The following is a 23,271-nucleotide window of genomic DNA, read 5'->3' as shown; positions in this document are numbered from 1 at the left end:
TTTCTCATGATCAGCAGACTCGGCATCACCGCGTGCGCCCTGGCCCTTACCACGCTCGCCGCCACCGCGAACGCCGCGGAGCAGAGCGCCGCGCCGACCGACACCTCGATGACGATTCCGGGCGGCAGCAAGGGCAAGACGCTGGAAAGCATCACCGTGGAGGGCGAGGACCGCGTGCGCGTCCAGTTCGTACGCCCTCCCCTGGAACTCACGCTGGATCCGTCAACGGCACCGGGCCTCGACTGGGAAAGCCTGATGATCGTGCTCGCACCCGAGTCGTTCGACTTCACCGGACCGTTGCTGGCGCGCTCCGCGTTCGACCGCGCGTGGTACACGCCGCAGCCGTGGTTCGACGGCTTCCGCACCGGACCGGTGGCGAGTTTCCGTCCCCAGGTGAGCGGCGTCGAGCGCTGGTCCCTGGAAGTGGCGGATTCGCGCGGCGGCCGCGTGGCGGCATTCGAAGGCAAGGGAAAGCCGCCCACCGAAATCGCGTGGGACGGAGCCACCCTGGATGGCACTCCGGCACGGACGGACCTTACCTACTCGTACGTGCTGAACGCCATGGACAAGGCCGGCAACAAGCGCAGCTTCGTGGGTGAGTCGTTCCAGATTCCGCCCTACCTGGACGAGAAGGGCTCCGACGTGCGCATGTCGTTTGCCATCGCGACCGACGCCGCGTCGGTGCCAGCGGCCTACGTCCAGGAAGCCGCCTCGCGCATCAACGAGAGCGGGGATGCCAACCGCGCGGTGCGCGTGGAAGTCACCGCGCCCACCTTTGCGCTGGCCAAGTCGATTGCGGATGAAATCGCCAACAGCCTGCGGCCGCTCCTGCGCGGCGAAGGCTCGCGGGTCACCACCACGACGCTGGTGGATTCGGGTGGCGCGGAGCGTGCCGCCATCGTGATTCAGACGGGCACCGCCGCGACCACCAAAGCCGCCCCAGGGAAGGGCTAGAGTCCGCGGAAGCTCACGAGGTTACGCCACCGCAACTCGACCCGGCGCCGGCGGTGCAGCCGAAGCAGTGGCGGTCGGTAACGATGGAACGCGCGTTGAGCGCGTCGACATCGAAGTCGCGGATGTGGCGCACACCCACCGGCGCCACCGGAAGATCCAGCATCTGGTTGAAGTCGCAGTCGTAGACGACGCCATCCCAACCGACCGAGATGGTGTTGCGGCACATCACGCCGCGCGCGGCAACCGGGTTGAACGCGTTGACCAGCCGCTCCATGTACCCCTCGAGATTCTCAGAGGTAATCAGCCACTCCAGGTAGCGGCTGATGGGCATGTTGGTGATGCAGTACAGCGCATCGAAGCGCACGCCGTGCAGGCGCAGCAGTTCCCGCTTCCATTCGCGTTCCAACGACGCCTGCGCCCCCGGGATGAACGCGCCCACCGGATTGGTAACCAGCACCAGGCGCAGGCCCGACACCCCGTCCCCGTATCCCAGCTGGTTGAGGCGCCTGAGCGCCGCAATCGACTTTTCGAACACGCCGTCGCCGCGCTGGCGGTCGGTGCCGGCCGCGCGGTAGTGCGGCAGCGAGCACACCACCTCCACGTTGTGCCGGGCGAGAAACTCGGGCGTGTCGCGCTGCGAGGGAACCTCGAGGATGGTGAGATTGCAGCGGTCCATCACATGACGGCCCAGTTCGCGACAACGCTCCACCAGCCAGCGAAAGTCCGGGTTGAGTTCGGGCGCCCCACCGGTGATGTCAACGACGGGAATGGAGGTTCGCGACAGCGCATCCAGGCACAGCTGCATGGTTTCGCGCGTCATGCTCTCGCGCCGGTCGGGGCCGGCGTCCACGTGGCAGTGGCGGCAGGTCTGATTGCACAGCTTCCCGACATTGATCTGCATTATTTCGATGCCGGTGGGTTTGAGCGGGTGCAGCCCCGCCGATGCCAGCGCTTCCGGAAATTCACGCGTGAGCGGGAGTTCCGCGAGCGCCTGCAGTTGCGCATCGCTGGACGCGAGTGCGGCCCCGCGGGACTTCAATGAGGGAGAAGTCTTCAACGGATTACATGCCGATCTTGAGGGCGTGATTCCTCATCTGCACACCGTGCACCAGCGACGCGCCCCCACGAATGGCGGCCGCAACGTGGACCGCCTCGGTCATCTGGTCCAGGTCGGCGCCCTTCTCCAGCGAGTCCTTGCTGTAGGCGTCGATGCAATACGGACACTGGACGGCGTGCGCCACCGCCAGGGCGATGAGTGACTTCTCGCGCGCCGAAAGCGCGCCATCGGCGAATACCGCGCCGTACCAGTCGAAGAACTTCTTCGCCAGCTCGGGCACGTTCTCGCCCATCTCACCAAAGCGGGCCAGGTCGGCCTCGTGGTAGTAGTTTTCGCGATCGTCGGACACGTTCGGCCTCCCTTTAGGGCGTCGTTACGGGCGGGACGGAAAGGACAGCACACAAGGTACGTCCGCCGCGCGCCGGGGTCAACGGCCTTGAGATTTGAAAACGGCCGCCGTGTGCGGTATGTTTGCCCTGATCAATACGCAGCAGAAGGAGACCTCGGATGATTACAATCATGGGAGCCACTGGAAACACGGGCCGCGTCGCGGCCAGCTCGCTGCTGGACGCGGGCAAGAAGGTCCGGGTCCTCGGGCGTTCCGGCGAACGCCTGCAGCCCCTCGTCAACCGTGGTGCCGAAGCCATGGCGGGGGATGCCACCGACACCGCCTTCCTTGCCCGCGCATTTCAGGGCAGCGAAGCAGTATACACAATGATTCCGCCCGACCTGGCCGCGCCCGACTACCGCGCGCACCAGACCCGGGTGGGGGAAGCCATCACCGAAGCCGTGCGCAAGAGCGGTGTCAAGAACATCGTCTTTTTGAGCAGCGTCGGTGCGCAGCACAAGCAGGGGACGGGCCCGATTGCGGGGTTGCACGAGCAGGAGGAACGCTTCAAGAGCATCAACGGGTTGAATGCCGCGTTCCTGCGCGCGGGGTACTTTTTCGAGAACCACTTTCCCACGCTGGGTCTGATCAAGCAGCAGGGCATCAACGGTTCGGCAATTCGGGGCGATGTACCCATCCCGATGATCGCATCCCACGACGTGGGTGAGGCGGCGGCAGCGGCGCTCATGAAGCTCGACTTCAAGGGACCGACGGTGCGCGAAGCGCTGGGCGCCGCAGACCTCACCATGGAACGGGTCACACACATCATCGGCGAGGCCATCGAGCACCCCGATTTGCAGTACATGCAGTTCCCCTACGACGCGGCGCTGGAGGGCATGAAGGCAATGGGGCTCTCGGAAAGCATAGCGTCGCTGTACGTCGAGATGTCGCGCGGCATCAACGAGGGTCTCGTGGTGAGCACCCAGGGCCGCAACGCGCACAACACCACCCCGACGCGCTTCGAGGACTTCGCCAAAGAGGTGCTCGCGATTGCGTTTCGAGCCATGTAGGCGCCGCGATCCCGGCGCGCCAGCCGATCAATAGCTGACGGTGGCATAGGGCCGCGCGGCGTGGCCCCCGGGGCGGGTGTCCCCGGCATGCTTTTTGCACCTCTCCCCCTGGCAGCCGGCACTTTTATTCAATTGTCTTACAACACGTTACGCGCATCCCCGCGGGAGACGACGCATGAGCCAGCCATCGCACGGCTACATCCTTTCGCTGGAGTTCAAGGGCAGCGAACTCGGGCGGTGGCCGGTGGGAGAAACCGCCATCAAGATCGGTCGCACGGCCGACAACCACATCGTGATCGACAACCTGTCCGTGTCGCGACTGCACGCCACCATTGAAATGTCACCGGACGGCCTCATCATCCGCGACCACGAGAGTGCCAACGGCACGCGCGTCAACGGCGTGCACGTCGATCATGCGAGACTGTCGCATGGGGACATCATCACCATCGGCAAGCACAACATCATCTGCCGCGTCGCCGCGCCGGACGGGAGCGTCGCCGCGGACCCAGTGCTGTTCGAGTCCACCCTGCTCGCCGGCGCCGATAACCAGCCCGGCCCCATCACCAACCCGGCCACGCTCACCGAAACCTCACCGGACCGCGAGCGGACCTACTCACTGGATCGCGGGCTCATGATCATCGGCAGTGACGAAGCGGCCGACATCATCATTCGCGGCCGTGGCATCGCGCCCTATCACGCCGAGATTCGCTTTCTTGGCGGGCATTACTCGATCCGCCATCTGGATGGAAGGACGCGCGTCAAGGTGGACGGCGAGGCGGTGAAGGACCGCGAGCTGTCCGACGGCTGCGCCATTGTGATCGGTGATTTCTCATTCTCCTTCACGCAACACACGGGCGTTTCCGTCGATCCATGATCGCGCAGTGGCGGTTTGTCCGGCCGGTGATCACCACCACCTCCGGCGTGGTCGGGCGCGCGCGGAGTTCATCCGCGTTTCTACCGGCGATGAAGCGAAAACCACGCATCCTGGTGCGCTGGCTCATGACCGCGTGGGTGGCACAAGCGACACTCGCAGCGGTCATTCTGTTTCTGGCCTTCGTTCATCCCCACGGTCGTGATGCAGTGCTGGATGCCGTGGGTCCCCGCAAGAGCCTGGGTCAACACATCACCGGCGTGTTCAGCGGATCCAGTCGTTCGGACGTGCAGCGCAAGCGCGCTGCGTTCACGCTGGACGCGCTGGCCACTTGTGCCGGCGGCGGACTGGTACTCCTGCTCCTGCTCGCGCACCTCCCGGTGGCGGTCGAGCGGGCGGAGGCGGAGAGCTCGCGGCGCGAACGTGACGCCGACACCGTGCGACTGCACTCGCCGCTGAGAAGCGCGGAGATGTACCGTTCAGCGCTGGACCTGACCTGTGATCCTGCGCGCGAGTCTGCCCTCAACCAGCGCGTTCTCGAGATCGACCAGCAACTGGCGGATCACAACGACGACGCCCACAACGTCGCCACCATCCGCGAGGAAACATCTGTACCGCGGATCGGAGGCGCGGCGCTGTCCCAACAGGACGGCACGACCCCGCTCGTCGGTGGGCGCTACTCGGTCTCCCAGCGTATTGGTCGCGGCGGTTACGGCGTCGTATTCCGCGCGACCGATGAGGTTCTACAGCGCGACGTGGCACTCAAACAGCTTCCCCTTTCCGGAACGGAGGAGGAAATCGCGCGCTTCCAGCGCGAGGCGCGCGTGCTCGCGATGCTTTCGCACCCGCACATCGTCCAGGTATTCGACCTGGTCGAGCATAACGGCCACCTGTGGATGGCGATGGAACTGGTGGAGCGGGGGGATCTCGCCGCGCTGCTCAAGCAGAGCGGGCCGATGGCCGTCGCGGACGCGGTCGCGCTGGCAGCGCGCATTGCGGACGCGCTTGAATACGCGCACGAGCGCGGCGTCGTTCACCGCGATCTCAAACCCGCCAACGTCCTCATGGCCGACGCGCGCACGCCCAAGGTGACCGACTTCGGCCTGGCCAAGATTGCGACCGGAACCGCGCACACCCTGGAGGGCGCGGTGATGGGATCGCCCCACTATATGAGCCCCGAGCAGGCCGACGGCAACGCCGTCGATCACCGCACCGACGTCTACGCGCTCGGCATCATCCTGCACCAGATGATCGCGGGCTCGGTGCCCTTCACCGGAGAACTGGCGAGCGTGCTCGCCCAGCACGTCCGCAGGCCCGCGCCACCGCTTGCCTCACGCGCAACGCGCGAGCCGGTTCCTCCCGCGCTCGATGCACTCGTGTCGCGCATGCTGGCAAAGTCGCCGGACCAGCGCCCCGCGCGCATGGCAGACGTCGCCGCGGAACTGGCGCAGCTCGCCACGCTCGGTTCGTCCGCGTCGCCCGCCACTCCCGCCCGCTGACGCGATTTGCCCCGATTGGTGACGCACCTCCTGCACGGTGGTATACTGCGCGCAGGGAGGAAAACAATGCGTCTGATTGAGAAGTTTTCATGCTTGTGGCTCGTCGTACTCACCGCCAGCGCGGTGTTCGTGTGGGGATGCTCGCGATCGTCCAACGATTCGCAGGAAGAAGCGACCGCGTCCGCCGTGGCCACCGACCCGCTCCCCTCGTGGAACGACGGCCCGGTAAAGACGGCCATCCTGGACTTCGTGCGCCACACGTCCTCGCCGGGCGACCCCGAGTTCGTTCCAGAGCGTGAACGAGTCGCGGTATTCGACAACGACGGCACGCTGTGGGCCGAGCAGCCCATGTACATCCAGCTCGCGTTCGCGATCGACCGTGTGAAGGTCCTCGCCCCCCAACATCCCGAGTGGCGCAACCGCGAGCCATTCCGCTCCCTGCTGGCGGGCGACACGAGAGGCGCACTCGCCGGCGGACACAAGGCCATCGCGGAGATCGTCATGGCAACGCACGCGGGCATGACCACGGATGAGTTTGCGGAGATCGTGAAGGACTGGGTGGCGGTGTCGTCGCATCCCACGCTGGACAGGGCGTACATCCAGTGCGCGTATCAGCCCATGCTGGAACTGTTGTCTTACCTGCGCGAGCGCGGCTACAAGACCTACATCGTGTCCGGCGGCGGCATCGACTTCATGCGTCCCTGGACCGAAGGCGTGTATGGCATTCCCCCCGAGCAGGTCATCGGAAGCCAGATCAAGACCAGGTTCGAGATTCGCAAGGACGGAACGCCGGTCCTGACGCGTCTTCCCGAGCTCGAGTTCATCGACGACAAGGAAGAAAAGCCGATCGGCATCCAGCGCTTCATCGGGCGGCGGCCGGTCATCGCGTTCGGAAACTCAGACGGCGACCTGCAGATGCTGCAGTGGACCGCCGGTGGACCCGGACCGCGGCTCGCGGCGCTCATCCATCACACCGACGACGGACGTGAATGGGCCTACGATCGCGAGTCACCGATAGGACGGCTGGACAAGGCGCTCGATGAGGCGCGCGCAAAGCACTGGCTGGTGGTGGACATGCGGGACGACTGGAACGCGGTCTTCCCGACGCAGCACTAGACCCCGCGGCGCTAGATGCTCCCCGTCCACATGTCTCCGTCGGAATCGCCCAGGCACACGTGCCAGGCGGTGGTGTCGGAAAGCCACTCGTAAGGAATGACCTTCTCCCACCCGGCCACTACCCAGGTGTTGCGGGCCGCGCGCGGCATGAAGCCCAGGCCGCGCAGGGTGCTCGCCGCCCATGTCTGGGTGGTCAACACCGAGACCGATTCCATACCCGCCGCGTGCGCTTCCACCACCACGCGCGCAATCAACCGGCGCAACGTCTGCGCATCGCCGCGGGCGGTGAGGAAATCGACCGCCACCGCCCGCTTCTCCTCCGCGCCCGGCGGCGCGAGCCGCCACACCAGGAAGCCGGTGGGCGTGTCGGCACGCATCGCGACGAGATTGTGGTAGTCCAGCGAGGGATGGTCCGAGTACTTCCAGTTGAGATAGGCGGCGTCGCGCACACGGGTGATGCCATAGCCGCGCGCGAGGGTTTCCCATGCGCCATCCATTGACGGATCGAAGCGCTCTACCTCGCGCAGCGAAGTGTGTGACGCCAGCCTCCGCGCCCGCGCCAGCGCGAACGTCCGGCTTGCGGAAAGCGCCGTGCGGCTGGCAAGACCCTTGAGCCCCGACATGCTCTTGCGCACCACGAACGCCACCGGGTCCAGCACCAGGCTGTATGTCACCAGGGGAGTTGCATCCTTGAAGCCGCAATCCACATGGATCTTGCGGCACGGATCCGTCATCCACATGCCCCCCGGAAAGAAGTCCCCCAGCGCGCGCGCGTTGTCCACGATCAACCGGCCCAGTCCCGCGCCACGGTAGTCCGGGTCCACCAGCAGGTCGTGGGTGAAGCGCACCGCCACCCGCTTGCCGTTCACCCAGAAGTCCGCCGGCATGTAACCCAGCGTTCCCGCGATGCGGTCGCCGTCCACGATGACGTGGCGCAGCGGAAAGCGATCGTGACCGGGCATGGTGGTATGCATGGTCTCGATGACGCGGCGGCGGCGCTCGCACATCTCCTTGCCCAGGACCTTTTCGATGAATCGGAACAGCGCCTCGGCGTGCTGATCGGGCTGGTAGGCGACGATGGGCAGCGTGTGCTTGTTCATGGGCGGCCAGTTCCTTGCCAACAGGGTCTCACGCCGCGGTTTCCTGCGCCGGGCCCGCCCCGGTTACACGCGCTCGAACCGCGCGCAGAAAGGCCGGCAAGCCGCTGACATGGGCGGAGAACTCCGCGGTCGTAATTTGATTGTGGGTGAGGATACACCTTGGAATCTGGTAACGATCGTCGCCGCGTGCGACGCGACGCTTCACCGTGGTCACCGCACAACGGTAACCGGCCCTGGTCACGTGGGTGCGGCTCTCATCGTTGAAATCGCCGATGGCCCCGTTCGGGTAGCTGAACTCCGCGCACGGGCGGCCGGTAACCTGCTCCAGCAGCAGTTTGGAGACGGCGAGTTCGTGCGTCATTGCGTCCGGCGTGAAACGCGTCACAATACCGTGGCTGCAGGTGTGCGACCCGATTTCCATGCCGTACTCCTTCAGTTCCCTCAGTTCGTCTGGCTGGATGGGGGCGTGATCCTGCCACGCACCGATGATCTCCTGCTCAGGAACGTGCATCTCCCCGATGACGTAGTCCAGGAAGCTCTGCTTGTCCTTCTCGGGCATGCGCTTGCACAGCGCGCAGATGTAAGCGTCGGCCGCGCGCCTCTCGCGGTCGTCACCCAGGGGGAGTTCCAGTTGCCCGCCGCTTGCCGGTACCGACACGCGCGGCGCGTGGGTCATGGCAATCGCACTCATGAGACGATCCGGCCACAGCATACGCTGGTGGAACACGAAGTCCGTTACCACGAACAATGTCGAAGGCATGCCGAGCCGTTTCAGAACCGGGGCCGCGTTGGTGAACACGTTGCGGTAGCCATCATCGAACGTGAGTGCAACCGCGTTCTCGGGCAGCTTTGCGCGGCCATCCACCCAGTCCGCCACCTGCGCCAGGGGCACCACCGCATAGTTGCGGGCCACGTGTTCCATGAGCCGCTCAAAGATGGGCAGATACAGGTGCTTGCCCTCGTGGTTGCACAGGTTGCCGGGCGCTTCCGCGGTTACCCCGTGGAAGGCGAGCACGATGGGTTGGGTCCGGTTGAGGTGTGCGAACAACCGGTTGATGCCGGTCGCTTCGGTGATGGAATAGAGGGTCCGCAAAAAGGCTGTGCTCCAGGTGGTTGGGCGCGGGGACCGCGCCGCAAGCATCCATTCTAGCACGGTTGGCGACTGGCTTACAACCTTGAGCAATAACGGGTTAGCTCTCCCCCACCGGGCAACAGCCCCGTCCCGGCGTGCGGGACGGGGCTGTGATAATGGACGGCATCGGCGTCAGCGCTTCGAGTCGGCCAACGTGGAGTCCGGCGCGGACGATGTCACGGGCGGCACCTCTGCGCGGTCCGGTGTCGCGGTCGCCAGCGCGGGTTCGTCCGTTCCATCGATCCCGGTGACGAAGTCGCGCGCGAGGCCCGCAAGATCCACCGGTACTTCGTCGGGACCCTTCAAAACCTGGGCGATGCGTTCGCCATTCAACGCGGCCTTTTCGTACAACGGGTCGGCGTTGGTCGCGGCGACATACTCGGCCTCCGCGGCCAACGGGTGGCCGCTTCGCTCCAATGCCATACCGAGGTTGTTGTGGAACACGGCCACGTCGCCACGCAACTCGATGGCGCGCGCCAGTGGCCCCAGCGCCTCCTCGAATCGCTCCTGCTCGATCCAGATGAACGCGAGGTTGTTCATCGACCACGCGTCTTCGGGGTCCAGCCGGATCGCGTTGCGATACGCACCCACGGCTTCGTCGGTGCGTCCCAGTGTGTGGCACACGCGGCCCTTCACGCGCCACGCCGCCACCGAGGACGCGTCGATGATGAGCGCGTTGTCGGCATTGGTGTACGCCTCGCCCGGACGTCCGGCGTCCAGCAGCACGCGCGCCAGGTTGACGTAGCTCTTCACGTGCGTCGTGTCGAGCGCGATGGTGCGCCTGAACTCGGTCTCGGCGGTTTCGAGCGCGCCGGCCTTCCACGCGGAGAGCCCCAGCATATAGTGCCCCCACGGATTGTCGGGCTTGCGCTCGCTGTAACGCATGAAAAGATCGCACGCCTCGTCGTAGCGCTTCGCGTTGTACGCCGCCTCCGCCTCTTCGTAGGTCACCTCGCGCGGCGGCTCCGGAACTTCCGGCACGGTGACCAGCGGCGTGCGCGCCGGCGGCGTGGTCGCCACATGGGCCGGGGGCGCAGGGGTGGTCTTGACGGTGTTCTTGCTCTGAAACGTTTCCTCGTCGGTGCCGCACCCTGCGGCGAACACGGCGAGTGCGGCCGCGGCCGCAAACAATGCTACGGGACTCATGAACTTCTGTTCTTTCAACATGGTCTTACCTCCTGGGCCGTTGTTCGGCTCCGGGGAGGGGATATCGCAAGCGCGCCGCCAGGGGGCGGCTGTCTCTTTAATAGCTTTATTTTACAACTAGTTACCGAGAACGGTGGGATGGGTCGGCGGCGGGCTAGTGTCTGGCTGGACACACAGCCCGTGGGATGGCTTGTGTCCGAGAGGACACAGCTAGCGCGGCCGCCGGATGCCCAGACGGCGCATGATCTTCTGCAGGCTGGCGTGGTCGGCCAGGCCCAGGTCGGCGGCAGCGCGGGTGACGTTCCATTCCGCCGCCTCCAGCGCACCCACCACGATCTGCCGCTCGGCCTCGAGCTTCCGGTCGCGGAAACTGGTGGCACCCGACGGCGGGCTCGCGGCATCGGTTGGCGGCCGGATGTCGGCGGGCACGTCCGCGAGGGTGATCACCGCGCCGTCGGTTGCCAGCACCATGCGCTCCACGGCATTGCGCAATTCGCGCACGTTGTTGCGGTGCCAGTCGTACGCCATGAGCGCTTCGAGCGCCTCCCGATCGAGGTGCTTGCGCCGGGTCTTGAAGCTGGCACAGGTCGCGGTGAGAAAATGGTTGGCGAGTTCCGGAATGTCGGAGCGCCGGTCGGCGAGCGGCGGAACGGGCAGCAGGTGCACGTTGATGCGAAAGAACAGATCGCGCCGGAAGCGCCCTGCGTCCACGTCCGCCTCGAGATCGCGGTGCGTGGCCGCGATGACCCGCGCGGCCACCTTGATGCTCTGCTCACCACCCACGCGCGTAATCTCGTTCTGCTCCAGCACGCGCAACAGTTTGGCCTGCACCGCTGCCGGCAACTCGCCGATTTCATCCAGGAACAGCGTTCCGCCCGACGCGCGCTCGAAGGCGCCGCGGTGGGTGCGATTGGCGCCGGTGAACGCGCCGCGTTCGTGCCCGAACAGCTCGCTCTCCACCAGGTTGTCGGGGAGTGCGGCGCTGTTCACCGCCACGAACGGCCCCTCCGGGTGCGGTCCCAGGCGGTGCAGCTCGCGCGCCACCACTTCCTTGCCGGTGCCGCTCTCGCCCACGATCAGCACCGTGCTGGGAATGGCAGCCACGCGCGCAATATGCTGCGCCAGTGCCCGCGCCGGTGCGCTGGTGCCGATGAGGGCCGTGTCGGCGTCGCCGCGCAGGCTCTTTACTTCTTCGCGCAGCCGTGCGCGCTCCAGCGCCGTCTCCACCTCATGCACCACCCGCGCCATGGGTTCCGACTTGTCGATGAAGCCGGCGGCACCCAAGCGAACCGCCTGCACGCAGCGGTCGTAGTTGCCGGTGCCGGTGTATACGATCACGGGGATACCATGGCCCTCGCGGTCCATGGTGCGCAGCACCTCGAACCCGTCGATGCCAGGCATCTCCAGGTCCAGGATCACGCAGTCCACCGGATCCCAGGCGATGAGATCCAGCGCCTCCTTGCCCGATGTGGCCACGCGCGTCTCGAAGCCGCCCATGCGCTTGAGGTCATAGGCGTACTGGTCGGCCAGGTTCCTGACGTCGTCCACGATGAGCACGCGGATCATTCCTTCACCTCCGGTGCGGCCGCGGGCAATTCGACAACAAAACGGCTTCCCTTGCCGGGTTCGCTATCCAGCGCGATGGTGCCATCGAGGTCCATGACCATGCGCCGCACAATGGAGAGGCCCAGACCGGTGCCGTCGGGTTTGGTGGTGTAGAAGTCGCCGAAGATCTTCTCCTGCAGTTCCGGCGCGATGCCGCTGCCGGTGTCGGTGACGGCCAGCCGCACGCGCCCGGTGCGCACATCCCCCACCGCCGCGGTGGACACCGTCACCTGCCCGTCTCCGTTATGGATGCTGTCGATGGCGTTGCTCACCAGGTTCTCCACAATGCGGCGCAGCGCAACCGGGTCGGCATTCACGAACACGTCGGGCCCTTCGGCACGCAGTTTCAAAGCAGGTGCCCCCGAGCGGCTGCTCACCACGCCACGCACCACGTCTCCGAGGTTGGTGCGCGGCTTCCCACCCCGCCGGGCCAGTTTTGCATAATTCGACGCAAGCGTCTCCAGGTATGCGATGGAGGCGTCGATGGTCTCGCGGCGCTCGCCATACACACGCGGCAACGAGGTGGGCTCCACGGTGGCCTGCTCGTCGAGGTGACGGAACACGTTGCGAATGGGTGTAAGACCGTTCTTGATGTCGTGGTTCACCTGGCGCGCGATCTCTCCGAGGGTGGCGCGGCGCTCGGCGTCACGCAGCGCGGAAGCACTCTCACGCAACCTCGAAACCATGGCACCGAGCGATCGCTGCAGCACACCCACTTCGTCACGGCGTTCGCTGGCAAAATCCGCGTCGAGGCGATCGAGATCGACGCTCTCGGCCCGCCGCGCCAGCTCAACGATGGGCTGGCCCATGCGCGCGGCGATGATCCCGGCCAGGAGCACCGCGGCCACGCCGGTCAAGAGCACGGCGATCAGGATCCAGCGGTCGATGCTGGCGCGCAGCGCGTGCAATTCGCTCACGTCGTGCGCCACACGAATGGAAGCCATCTGCATGCCGGCTTCGCCGATAACAGGAACCGTGAGTGTTCGCGCCACCGCATCCCCTGCAGCGGCCGAGTCACCGGGCAGCACCAGTGTCACCCGCATGTCCTCTCCGCGCGACAGCCGCCCCAGCAGGCGCGACTCCGCCTCGATGCCGCCGACCAGCCAGAAGTGCTTGCGCCCCACCATCACCGAGTCCGCGCCCGCCAAGGCGAGAAACGAGGTCTCGGGAGTGCGCGCGCGAACCAAAGCCACGCCACCGGGGGCGCGGGAGAGCAGCACCGGCAGCTGCGCGTCCACGCGGTCGTAGTCGTTGCGAAAGTGCCCGGAACTGATGACGCGGCCGTCCGCGTCCTGGATCTGCAACATGGACAGACCCGCCAGGCGCATGGCGACGCCGGCGTAGTCGAGCAGGTAGCGACGCTCGTCGGTAGCACCGTCCACCGCGGCGCGGCGAAAGCGGGTGTCGTCGGTCATGCGGTCGGCGATGGGCGCAAGGGCGGCGTGGATGGCGTCCCGCTCCGCGGCCAGGTCGCGTTCCACCACGCCCGTCAGCGCTTCCACCCGGCGCTCGAACTGCGCCGACAGGCGGCCCGTCATCTCTCGCCGCACGAAAGCCCCGAGCACCAGCATCGGCACGATCGCAACGGCGAGAAAGCCAAGCGTGAGCCTCGCACGAAAACTCATGGCAGCTCCGCAGGCGGCGGTACGATACGTACGTTGCCGTAGATGTCCCACGTGACGGTAACGTTGCTGTTGGTAAGAATCACATATGACGACAAATCTACCAGCTCCAGCACGACGTCGCGTAAATCTGCGCCGCCAGCGGCCAGCCACGGCGCACGGCGGAAGAGGTCACGCGCGGATCCGCACGTGTCTTCCACCGGGTTGCGGACGCTGGTGACGAAGGCGAATGCCTTGCCGGCCTCAAGGTACCCCTGAAGCACTTCCGCGCTTATCCCTCGCGCGACCACGTTCCCCGGGCGAATCGCCGGCAGGCTGCGGAAGAGATCCCGGGCCGGCCGGGACTGCAACGTGTCGGTGGCGGTGAGTGCGACGATTCTCTCGGATAGATCGCGCGCGACGGCGTCCTCCTCGTCATAGAAGATCGTCTCCACGGAACCGTCGATGTCCGGCAGGCCCGCCATTGACGCGGGAACGGGTACCAGCGGGCCACAGCCATCGAGGAGATCGGTCCACCAGTTCGCCCTCCCGGCGGCTCGAACCTCCCCTTCGCGAACAGCCGCCGCAAGGTCGCGGCGAAGATCCGGACTCGGATGCGCGGGGCCGGCAGCAGCTGAAACATCTCTCACGCGTGACGGTGCGAGGAGCATGTACGTTCGATCGTATGGGAGCTCGAACACTACCATGCCCCTCTCCTCCGCGTATGCGACGAGACCGGGGTCTCTGGACAGCAGGATGGACGTTCGCGCCAGCATGTCGCGTGGATCCTCGGGGGCACCAAACGTGAATCCCGGCGCCCCCTTCAGAGGAGCAGCAGAATCCCGCGAAGAACGCACCATCAGATCCGGCGACGCCAACGCTTCGATTCCCGGCCTCTCCAGAAACACTTCCACGCGCCTGTTATCGAGCGCCACAACGGAATCCACGCCCGCCCCAAGGGCGATGGCCTGCCGCCAGGAGTCGACGACATCGCCGGGCCCGGCAATCTCGCCGTTTGCGAACCGGATGTCGTTGCGAATCTTCAATACCCAACGCCTTTCGGCACCACTCTCGATCTCTGCGAGCCCAGGGCGGATGTCTCCATTGCAATCGACTGTGATCAGCGTGGGAAACCGATTCACGATAAATAGCCGCATGTAATCATTGGCGCCCCATTCTGTCGGCGAGGCAGCAATCCACACCGTGTCGGGCCCCGTGCCATCGTGCGGTCCGGACACGCGGCAGGGATCGCCCACACCTGTGGTCGGCTCCGGCGGATTGCCCGCGCAGCCCGCGAGGATCGCGATGAGAAGAGGAACAATAGGTAAGTAACGGCGCATGCGTGAAAGCGGCTATCCTGTGCTCAAATGAAGGCTTACGTGGCCCGTTGTGTCAAGGCATTCGATGCCCCGGCGTACTTTTGACATCCAAACGCCCGCTGATTACGTTTCTGCTATCATGATACCCATGACACCTGCCACACCACCGCCACAGCCGCCCGCCGCCGAGCACGCCACCGCCGTCTTTGCCGGCGGGTGCTTCTGGTGCGTCGAGGCCGTTTTTGAGGAACTCGACGGCGTGATCGACGCCGTCTCCGGCTACACCGGCGGCTCCGCGGAGACCGCCAACTACGAGGCTGTGTGCACCGGCACCACCGGCCACGCCGAGGCCGTGAAGATCATCTACGACCCCTCGAAGATCAGCTTCCAGAAGCTGCTGGTGGTGCATTTTGCCACCCACGACCCCACCACGCCCAACCGCCAGGGCAATGATCACGGCACCCAGTACCGGTCGGCGATCTTCTACGCCAACGACGCGGAGAAGAAGGCGGCGGCGGACTACATCGCGGAGTTGACGAAAGAGCACAAGTACCCGCGCCCCATCGTGACCACGCTGGAACCGCTCAAGGAGTTCTACCCCGCGGAGATCTACCATCAGAATTACGTGTGCACCAACCCCAACCAGGGCTACGTGCGCGCGGTGGCGCTCCCCAAGGTGGACAAGGTGCGCAAGCTCTTCGCCGACGATCTCAAGGAAACGTCACCGCTCGAGAAGTAGTCTCCGGTCCGGAATTCCGGCATCCGTGCGGACAATCCAGCTTTGATCGGCGCGGCCATTCCCGCTAGAATGGCCGCGTCATTTCATTCCCAGACAGGAGTTCCCCGGCATGCAGATCAACCCCGGCACACGGCTCGGCCCGTACGAAATCGTCTCCCCCATCGGCGCGGGCGGCATGGGTGAGGTGTACCGCGCGCGCGACACGCGCCTGGACCGCGACGTCGCCATCAAGGTGCTCGCCGGCCACCTGACCGCATCGCCCGAGGTGCGCCAGCGCTTCGAGCGCGAGGCGCGGGCAGTCTCCAGCCTCAACCATCCCAACATCTGCACGCTGCACGACGTGGGTCACGAGGACGGCGTGGACTTTCTGGTGCTCGAGTACATCGAGGGCGAGTCGCTGCAGGACCGCATCGCGCGCGGTGCTATCCCCATGCGCGAACTCCTTGTCATCGGCATTCAGATTGCTGACGCGCTGGATCGGGCGCACCGCCAGAACCTGATCCATCGCGATCTCAAGCCCGGCAACATCATGCTCACCCCGTCGGGCGCCAAGCTGCTGGACTTCGGCCTCGCGCGCAGCGCCGAACTCGGCGCCGGCGGCGACCTGACCCAGTCGCCCACCATGGCGCGATCGCTCACCGCTGAGGGCGCCATCATCGGCACCTTCCAGTATATGGCGCCCGAGCAGCTGGAAGGCCGCCCCGCCGACGCGCGTACCGACATCTTCTCGTTCGGCGCCGTACTCTACGAGATGGCCACCGGGCGTCGCGCGTTTCAGGGAGACACCCAGGCCTCGCTCATCGCGTCCATTCTGAAAGACCAGCCGCGCGCCATCGCCGAACTGCAGCCGCTTACGCCGCCCGCGTTCGAGCGCGTGGTGCACCGCTGCCTGGAGAAGAAGCCGGACGATCGCTGGCAGACCGCGCGCGACCTCATGCTGGAACTCACCTGGATCCGCGACGCCGGGTCGCAGGCAGGCGTGGCCGCCCCGGTGCGCGCACGGCGCCGGAGCCGCGAGCGCACCGCGTGGATCACAGCCGCGGTGTTCGGCGCCGCGGCAATCGCTCTCGCCACCTCGACACTCATGCGCCCGAAGCAGACCCTGGAGGTCAGCCGCTTCGCGGTGGAGCCGCTGGACCGGGCCAACAGCATCGCGGCGTCGCAAGCCCAGATCAAGATCTCCCCGGACGGACGCTCCATTGTGTTCCTGGCGACGGACACGCTCGGGACCTATCGGCTGTGGACGCTTCACCTCGACGACCGCCAGGCGCGGCCGCTCCCCGGCACCGAAGACTCCGGCCTGCCCTTCTGGTCGGCCGACAGCAGGAACATCGCGTTCTTCTCGGCCGCGGGCAAGCTGATGCGCATGCCGGCCGGTGGCGGCACCCCGCAGGTGGTATGCGCGGCCCCCGACGGGCGGGGCGGGACCTGGAACCGCGATGGCGTGATCGTGTTTGCACCCTCGTCGGGCGGACCTTTGTTCAAGGTTTCCGCCGACGGCGGCGTGCCGGTGCAGGTCACCCAGCTGGATTCGACCCGCGGCGAACAGGCGCACCGCTTTCCGTGCTTCCTCCCCGACGGAAAGCACTTCCTGTACGTGTCGTTGCCGGCGCAGAACGGCACCTTCGACACGTTCGTCGGGTCCATTGATTCGTTCGACCGCAAGCTCGCGGTCAACGCGCGCGGGGCCGCGGTTTACGCGGAACCGGGTTTCGTGCTTTACGGCCGCGAGCAATCGCTGGTCGCGCAGCGTTTCGACACGAAGAAGCTGGAGGCGGCGGGCCCGCTGATCCCGCTGGGCGAGCCGCCCGGTTCCAGCGGAGGATGGAGCGGTTCCCCCAATCTCTCGGTGTCCGACAACGGTGTCATCGTGCGCACCACGTCCGCCGTTCAGTCGTCATTCATCCCGGAGTGGGACGCCTCGGGTGTGCAGCGCGGCAAGGTTCGCGTCGATGACGGCATGTACCTCGACGTCGCTCTTTCCCCCGACGGAACCCGGCTGGCGGCGTCGCGGCTGAGCGCCACCAACGCCGAGAACACCAGCGATATCTTCATCATCGAGCTGAGCCGGGGCGCAGCCTCGCGGGTGACCTTCGATCCATCGATCAACGGCAGCATGATCTGGTCGCCGGATGGGCGGCGCATCGCCTTTGCCAGCAACCGCGGCGGCAACGAGGGCATCTACGTGAAGAACGCCAGTGGCGCGGGCGAGGAAACCCCGCTGCTTACCCGCCGCGATCAACTGTTTGTGCGCCCAAACGCGTGGACACCGGACGGCGGAACCATCGTCTATCACACGCTCTCGCGCGACACCGGCTATGACATCTGGACGGTTCCCACGGATGGAAAGGGAGAGGCGAAGCCCTTCATCGTGACCCGATTCAATGAAAAGGGCGGCGCCGTTTCCCCGGACGGGCGCTATCTCGCCTATCACTCAGACGAGTCGGGCTCGTTCGAAACGTACGTGGTGTCGTTCCCCGACCTGCAGGAGAAGTATCGCGTGTCCGTCAACGGCGCCGGATCCTATGGCGATCTGTTTGCGGTGTTCTGGAACAAGGGCGGGCGTGAACTGCTCTACGAAGCCGCCGACGGTGCCACCATGATGCGGGTGCCGGTGGATTACACCCCGAGTTTCAGGGCGGGAACACCGGTGCCGCAGATGCGCATCTCCCGCAACCGCATCGGCACGCTCACCGGCGACGGCAAGCGCTACTTTGCCGCCGTCACCGCCGACGACAACGCCAATTCGCTGATCTATTTGGTCCACGATTGGCCGGCCCTGCTGAAGGGCCGCTGATATCCGTCACGCGCCCAGCGGGTCCGTCTGTGTCTGCTCCTTTGCATCGAAGCAGACGTTGCACACGCGGTTGAAGGCGCGGAAACCGGTGAGTTCCACGTCCGGCGAGAGGAATCCGTCCTTCACGGGTTCGTCGCGCAGGAGATCGGTGCTCAGGTACTTCTTGTTGTCGTCGCACAGGATCGTGGCTACCACCGCATCCGCACCCATCTCGTTCTGAAGTTTGACTGCGCCGAGGAAGTTGGCGCCGGAAGAGATCCCCACACCCAATCCCACCTCGCTGGCAAGCTTGCGCGCCATGATGATGGAGTCTCCATCGTCGACACCCACGACCTCGTCCAGTTCGGTCAGGTCGACGATGGCCGGGATGAACTCATCGGAAATTCCCTGGATGCGATGCTTGCCCACCTTGTGCCCGGTGGACAGCGTGGGGGAATTGGCGGGCTCGAGCGGGTGGACCTTGACGGCCGGGTTGTGGTGCTTGAGATAGCGGCCGACGCCCATGATGGTCCCACCCGTGCCGACACCGGCGACGATGGCCGCGGGCCGCAGATTGTGCGCTTCCAGCTGGAACCAGATTTCGGGACCGGTACCCACCGCATGCGCCTCCGTGTTGTGCTCGTTGGAGAACTGGCGCGGGAGAAACGCGTTTGGCGTCGCCTCGGCGAGCGCTTCCGCCTTTTCGATGCTGCCCAGGAAGCCACCCTCCTCCCGGGTCACCAGGTGAATGGTGGCCCCGTAGGCGCGGATCAGGTTCTTGCGCTCCTCGCTCATCCAGTCCGGCATGAAGATCTGCACCGGGTGCCCCAGCGCGCGGCCGATCCCCGCAAAAGCGATGCCGGTGTTGCCGCTGGTGGCCTCGATGATGGGATCGCCGGGCGCGAGCCGCCCGGATTCGTAGGCGCGGCGGATGATGTGCAGCGCCATGCGGTCCTTGATGCTGCCGGTCATGTTGAGGTTCTCGGCCTTGGCGTAAATAACGCGCCGCTCACCGCGGAAGCGGAACTCCAGCGCCAGCAGCGGCGTGTTTCCCACCAGGCGGCTCAACCCGAGCAGGCGGCGTTCGGTTTCGCTGTTCATGATGGCGGGCTTCTCCATTTCCACCGGCTTCAGCGCAGCACGACGAACTTGCGCGTAGCCTGTCCACCACTGTTCGAGATACGCAGGAAGTACACACCCGACGCGAGTTGCGACGTGTCCACCGTCTCGAAGGCAATACCGTTGTCCGCGTTGGAGACACTCTGTGAGGACACACGCCGGCCCTGCACATCGTAGATCAGCAGCGTGGTTGTGCCGCTACCCCCGATGGAGTACTGCAGCGAGAACGAGTCGCGCGTCGGGTTGGGGGCAATGGCCAGGATGCTCGGATACGACGGCACCGCGGCACTGGAGACCGTGTCGACGTCCGCGCGCAGGATCCAGTGGTCCGGATCCAGCGTGACCCACCTGGGCCTCGCGGGCACCAGGAAGTCGATCAGCTGATTCTGCTGGTTGTTCAGGACTCGCGTGCGCACCTGCACGGTATCTACCATGGTCTGCACCGCAATCTCGATGGGCATCTCGAACAGCGCCACATTTGATTCCGGGAGCTTCTGTGTCTGCGACAACGTCACCCACACCCGGTACTGCGACCCCTCCGCCTTCCAGTACGCGCTGAAACTGTACGCCGGGTAGCCCGTGCCGTCGGCGACCCACTGCCGGAAGAATCTATCGAGGTCCATGCCGGAGACAGTTTCCGCGACGCGCTGAAAATCGGCAGTCTCCGCCACGCCGTACTCGACCGACGGATCCGCCGCCCACGCGGTGAGAATGTCCCGAAACGCGGTCTCGCCCACCACGTAGCGCAGCATGTGCAACACCACCGACCCCTTGGCATACACGCGGGTGGGATCGAACATGTCGTTCACGCTCGACGTGTCCGCCAGCACCAGCGTGCCGGGCGCGCGCAGCGCCGTCCGGTAGCGCGACGCCAGCACGATCTCGGCGGTGCCGGCGTAGAGCGAATCGCACTCTGCGTTGCAGTTGCTCCAGTAGATGTATTCGGCGTAGGTGGCAAAGCCCTCGTTGAGCCACAGGTGCGGCCACCGTTTGGGCGAGATGCTGTCACCGTACCACTGGTGCGCCAGCTCGTGGGCCACCAGCCCCGGCCCCGAGCCACCCATGGAACTCATGGTCTGGTGTTCCATCCCGCCGCCAAAGGTGAATTCGGCGTGTCCGTACTTCTCGCCGGCGAACGGGTAGGGGCCAAACCAGTCCTCGAACACGGCGAGACCGTCGGTCACGTTCTTCCAGCCGTCGGGCAGATCGGAGTTGCTGTCGTTGTAAAGCAGGTGCTCGAGTGGCAACGACAGCGGACCATAACGGGCGGCGAGTATCGCGGGGCGATCGTAGCTGTCCAGGTAGCGCACGTAGTCACCGATGGCAACCGATACCAGATAGTTCGATATGGGATAGCGGGAGACCCACTCGTAGGTGGTCATTCCGGCCGCGGAGGTTTCGCTTTCCAGGATTCCCTGCGAGCCCACGCGGTAACCATCGGGAACCGTTACCGTCACCCGCACGGAATCCGCCTTGTCCGATGGGTGATCCTTGCACGGCCACCACTCGCGCGCGCCGTAGGGCTCTGACAGGCTCCAGCCAAAGCGCTCCGATGCGCGCGTCCCGAACACAAAATTGCCGTAGCCGGACACGACCGGTGTGCCACTGTACGTTATATCGACGGCGACCTGCGAACCCGCAACAAGCGGTGCGGGCAGGGTGATGTTCAACACATCGCCCGGGTGCGCAAAGACAAGCGGCGTCGCATCCGCCAGCGCCACGGCCGACACGATCATGGACGCGGCCAGATCGAGCGAAAGAACCGTGAGCGCGGATCCCACCACCTTGCCTTCCACGCGTACCGTTCCCGCCACGGTGCTCGCCACCAGATCCGGCGTCAAATCAAGATGGTAATAGGTGATGTCCAGATTGGTGCTCGCCTGCGACGCAACCACCCGCGCCGGGGACAGCGCGAACGCAGACTTGGCCTCGGCACAACCGGCGGCACCGTCACCGGCCGTGGGCGGGATACGCGCCGGCCGAACCCTCTGCGCATGGGCAATCGTCGAAGACGACAACACGAGCGCTGTCGCGAGGAGCAATATGGCACGATGGGATACGTGTTGCATGGGAACCGCGGCCGGGACGTCTCTCATTATAGTGGGTTTGCCGTTGCTGGCGCAACGCGCATCGCCACGGGCAGTCCATCAATTGGCGCCCGCCCGCATCCGTCCGGTGGTAAGCTCCGGTCGTGACGGCTCATCCCAGAATAGTCGCCCTGGCCACGGCGACGCCGCCCCACGTCGTGCCCCAGACGGCGGTGAAGCGTTTCGCGGAGGCGATCTTCTCCGACACGGTGGGTTCCGACCCGCGTCTGCTGGAGATCTTCGACAACGCGCAGATCGATGAGCGCCGCCTGTGCGTGCCGCTCGACTGGCTCGCAACCCACCATTCTTTCCAGGAGCGAAACGATCACTTCGTCGCGCACGCGGTGCCACTGGCCGCGGATGTTACGCGCGCGGCACTGCACCGCGCACACCTGGAGGCGCACGACGTCGACCACGTCGTCTTCGTAACCTCCACCGGAATCGCCACCCCCAGTCTCGATGCACTCCTGGCCAACGAGGTCGGCCTTCGCACCGATTCACGGCGCACACCGGTGTGGGGTCTCGGGTGCGCCGGCGGCGCGGCGGGCCTGGCGCTGGCAAGGGATCTCGCCCTCGCCGATCCGTCGGCGCGAGTGCTGCTCATCGCCCTCGAACTGTGCAGCATGACCTTCCAGCGCAGCGATCTCTCCAAGAGGAACCTGGTGGCGGCATCGTTGTTCGGCGACGGCGCGGCGGCCGCGCTCGTGGCCGGAGCCGGCGTGCCGCCCGTCACCAACCCACCCCACGTGCCGTTGGAACTCATCGCTTCGCGCAGCATCCTGTGGCCGGACACGCTCGATGTCATGGGGTGGACGGTGGACGGCGACGGTCTGCACGTGGTCTTTTCGCGCGACATCCCCGCCATCGTGCAGGAGAAGGTACGCCCCAGCCTCGAGTCGTTTCTCTCCGCGAACGGTCTCTCCATGGGAGACGTCGCCCACATCGTCACCCACCCCGGCGGTATGAAGGTTCTGCGCGCCTACGCCGATGCACTGGGTGTGGAACCCGAACGCTTCGCGCACGCGCGCGATGTTCTGCGCGAGTTCGGGAACATGTCGTCGCCATCGTGCCTGTTCGTGCTGGAGCGTTTTCTTTCGGCGCGCGACATCGCCACGGGAGATCACGCCGTGGTAGCGGCGCTGGGCCCGGGCTTTTCAGCCGAGTATGTGCTTGCGCGCGGGGCGGTGGCATAGGTGGAGTCCGCAACCCGTTGGTTCATTGCATTCCTGGCGTTTGTCATCCTGCAACGACTCTCGGAGCTCGTTCTTGCGGCGCGAAACGCACGTCGCGTGATGGGCCGCGGTGGGCGGGAGTACGGCGCCGGTCATTTCCCCTGGCTGGTGGGGGTTCATGTCCTCTTCATCCTCGGCATGGCGGGCGAGGTGCTGGTGCTGGGTGAGCGGCCCGGCGTGTCGTGGCCGCTGTGGCTGGCGATATGGCTGGGCGCGCAGGCGTTGCGCTACGCCTCCATTCGGGCGCTGGGGGATCGCTGGAACGTTCGCATCATCGTGGAGCCGGGCGTACCACCGGTCGCAAGCGGTCCCTACCGGTTCCTGAATCACCCCAACTACGTGGCGATCGTGGCGGAACTGGTGTCCGCGCCGCTCATCTTCGGCGCCTGGCGAACAGCGCTATTGGTGTCCATATTGAATGCGCTTGCGCTGCGAACCCGCATCCGCCAGGAGAACGCAGCGCTGCGCGGAGACGGGCACGCGTAGCATTCGACAACGCCCCCAGGTTTCGTGTAGGATG

Annotated in this window: 19 protein-coding genes; 9 read left to right on the top strand and 10 right to left on the bottom strand. The window is 65.8% G+C overall.

What is annotated here, in order from left to right; all coding sequences use genetic code 11:
• Positions 1-6: 6 nt before the first annotated feature.
• On the top strand, positions 7-954 hold the full coding sequence (locus tag OEX18_00520; GenBank protein MDH4335746.1) for a hypothetical protein: 948 nt from the start codon (positions 7-9) through the stop codon (positions 952-954).
• A 13-nt stretch (positions 955-967) separates the two neighbouring features.
• Here OEX18_00520 and arsS read toward each other — a convergent pair whose 3' ends face one another.
• Positions 968-1,993, bottom strand: coding sequence for an arsenosugar biosynthesis radical SAM protein ArsS (gene arsS, locus OEX18_00515; protein ID MDH4335745.1), 1,026 nt, complete (start codon positions 1,991-1,993; stop codon positions 968-970).
• 22 nt (positions 1,994-2,015) lie between these two features.
• Complete coding sequence (locus OEX18_00510) at positions 2,016-2,360, bottom strand: arsenosugar biosynthesis-associated peroxidase-like protein (GenBank protein MDH4335744.1); 345 nt, start codon at positions 2,358-2,360, stop codon at positions 2,016-2,018.
• A gap of 170 nt (positions 2,361-2,530) precedes the next feature.
• Here OEX18_00510 and OEX18_00505 point away from each other — a divergent pair, with 170 nt between their 5' ends.
• From OEX18_00505 to OEX18_00490, 4 genes are all read left to right on the top strand, one after another.
• Complete coding sequence (locus OEX18_00505; protein MDH4335743.1) at positions 2,531-3,409, top strand: NmrA family NAD(P)-binding protein; 879 nt, start codon at positions 2,531-2,533, stop codon at positions 3,407-3,409.
• 175 nt (positions 3,410-3,584) lie between these two features.
• On the top strand, positions 3,585-4,283 hold the full coding sequence (locus tag OEX18_00500) for an FHA domain-containing protein (GenBank protein MDH4335742.1): 699 nt from the start codon (positions 3,585-3,587) through the stop codon (positions 4,281-4,283).
• An 89-nt stretch (positions 4,284-4,372) separates the two neighbouring features.
• Positions 4,373-5,779: a serine/threonine protein kinase gene (locus tag OEX18_00495; protein ID MDH4335741.1), complete on the top strand. Its 1,407-nt coding sequence runs from the start codon at positions 4,373-4,375 to the stop codon at positions 5,777-5,779.
• A 129-nt stretch (positions 5,780-5,908) separates the two neighbouring features.
• Complete coding sequence (locus tag OEX18_00490) at positions 5,909-6,895, top strand: haloacid dehalogenase-like hydrolase (GenBank protein MDH4335740.1); 987 nt, start codon at positions 5,909-5,911, stop codon at positions 6,893-6,895.
• Positions 6,896-6,906: 11 nt separating this feature from the next.
• Here OEX18_00490 and OEX18_00485 read toward each other — a convergent pair whose 3' ends face one another.
• The 6 genes from OEX18_00485 to OEX18_00460 all read right to left on the bottom strand — a co-directional run bounded on the left by OEX18_00485 (position 6,907) and on the right by OEX18_00460 (position 14,819).
• The gene (locus OEX18_00485) at positions 6,907-7,995 is read right to left on the bottom strand and encodes a GNAT family N-acetyltransferase (GenBank protein ID MDH4335739.1); all 1,089 of its coding nucleotides are present in this window, start codon (positions 7,993-7,995) and stop codon (positions 6,907-6,909) included.
• Between the two features lie 28 nt (positions 7,996-8,023).
• Positions 8,024-9,088 (bottom strand): polysaccharide deacetylase family protein, encoded by a 1,065-nt coding sequence (locus OEX18_00480; GenBank protein ID MDH4335738.1) that lies wholly within the window; start codon positions 9,086-9,088, stop codon positions 8,024-8,026.
• 171 nt (positions 9,089-9,259) lie between these two features.
• Positions 9,260-10,294 carry a tetratricopeptide repeat protein gene (locus OEX18_00475; protein ID MDH4335737.1) on the bottom strand — a complete coding sequence of 345 codons (1,035 nt, stop codon included), beginning with the start codon at positions 10,292-10,294 and terminating at the stop codon, positions 9,260-9,262.
• 189 nt (positions 10,295-10,483) lie between these two features.
• A complete protein-coding gene (locus tag OEX18_00470) occupies positions 10,484-11,839 on the bottom strand; it encodes a sigma-54 dependent transcriptional regulator (protein MDH4335736.1) in 1,356 nt (451 codons plus the stop codon).
• Positions 11,836-13,503, bottom strand: a complete 1,668-nt coding sequence (locus OEX18_00465; protein ID MDH4335735.1) for a HAMP domain-containing histidine kinase — start codon at positions 13,501-13,503, stop codon at positions 11,836-11,838. The genes OEX18_00470 and OEX18_00465 overlap by 4 nt, the downstream gene beginning before the upstream one ends.
• Complete coding sequence (locus OEX18_00460; GenBank protein MDH4335734.1) at positions 13,500-14,819, bottom strand: hypothetical protein; 1,320 nt, start codon at positions 14,817-14,819, stop codon at positions 13,500-13,502. The genes OEX18_00465 and OEX18_00460 overlap by 4 nt, the downstream gene beginning before the upstream one ends.
• A 127-nt stretch (positions 14,820-14,946) precedes the next feature.
• Between OEX18_00460 and msrA the strand changes: the two genes are divergently transcribed.
• On the top strand, positions 14,947-15,537 hold the full coding sequence (msrA, locus tag OEX18_00455; GenBank protein ID MDH4335733.1) for a peptide-methionine (S)-S-oxide reductase MsrA: 591 nt from the start codon (positions 14,947-14,949) through the stop codon (positions 15,535-15,537).
• A gap of 109 nt (positions 15,538-15,646) precedes the next feature.
• Positions 15,647-18,334 (top strand): protein kinase, encoded by a 2,688-nt coding sequence (locus OEX18_00450; protein MDH4335732.1) that lies wholly within the window; start codon positions 15,647-15,649, stop codon positions 18,332-18,334.
• Positions 18,335-18,340: 6 nt separating this feature from the next.
• On the opposite strand, the gene OEX18_00445 is transcribed toward OEX18_00450, so the two are convergent.
• Positions 18,341-19,414, bottom strand: coding sequence for a cysteine synthase family protein (locus tag OEX18_00445; protein ID MDH4335731.1), 1,074 nt, complete (start codon positions 19,412-19,414; stop codon positions 18,341-18,343).
• A gap of 29 nt (positions 19,415-19,443) precedes the next feature.
• Positions 19,444-21,501, bottom strand: a complete 2,058-nt coding sequence (locus OEX18_00440; protein ID MDH4335730.1) for a M1 family aminopeptidase — start codon at positions 21,499-21,501, stop codon at positions 19,444-19,446.
• Positions 21,502-21,623: 122 nt separating this feature from the next.
• Between OEX18_00440 and OEX18_00435 the strand changes: the two genes are divergently transcribed.
• Positions 21,624-22,712: a type III polyketide synthase gene (locus tag OEX18_00435; protein MDH4335729.1), complete on the top strand. Its 1,089-nt coding sequence runs from the start codon at positions 21,624-21,626 to the stop codon at positions 22,710-22,712.
• Positions 22,713-23,237, top strand: coding sequence for a hypothetical protein (locus tag OEX18_00430; protein ID MDH4335728.1), 525 nt, complete (start codon positions 22,713-22,715; stop codon positions 23,235-23,237).
• Positions 23,238-23,271: the final 34 nt, after the last annotated feature.

This window comes from Candidatus Krumholzibacteriia bacterium (assembly GCA_029865265.1).
GTDB lineage: Bacteria > Krumholzibacteriota > Krumholzibacteriia > WVZY01 > JAKEHA01 > JAKEHA01.
The sequence above is the reverse complement of the archived record's forward strand: the minus strand, read 5'-3'. Positions and strand labels throughout refer to the sequence as shown.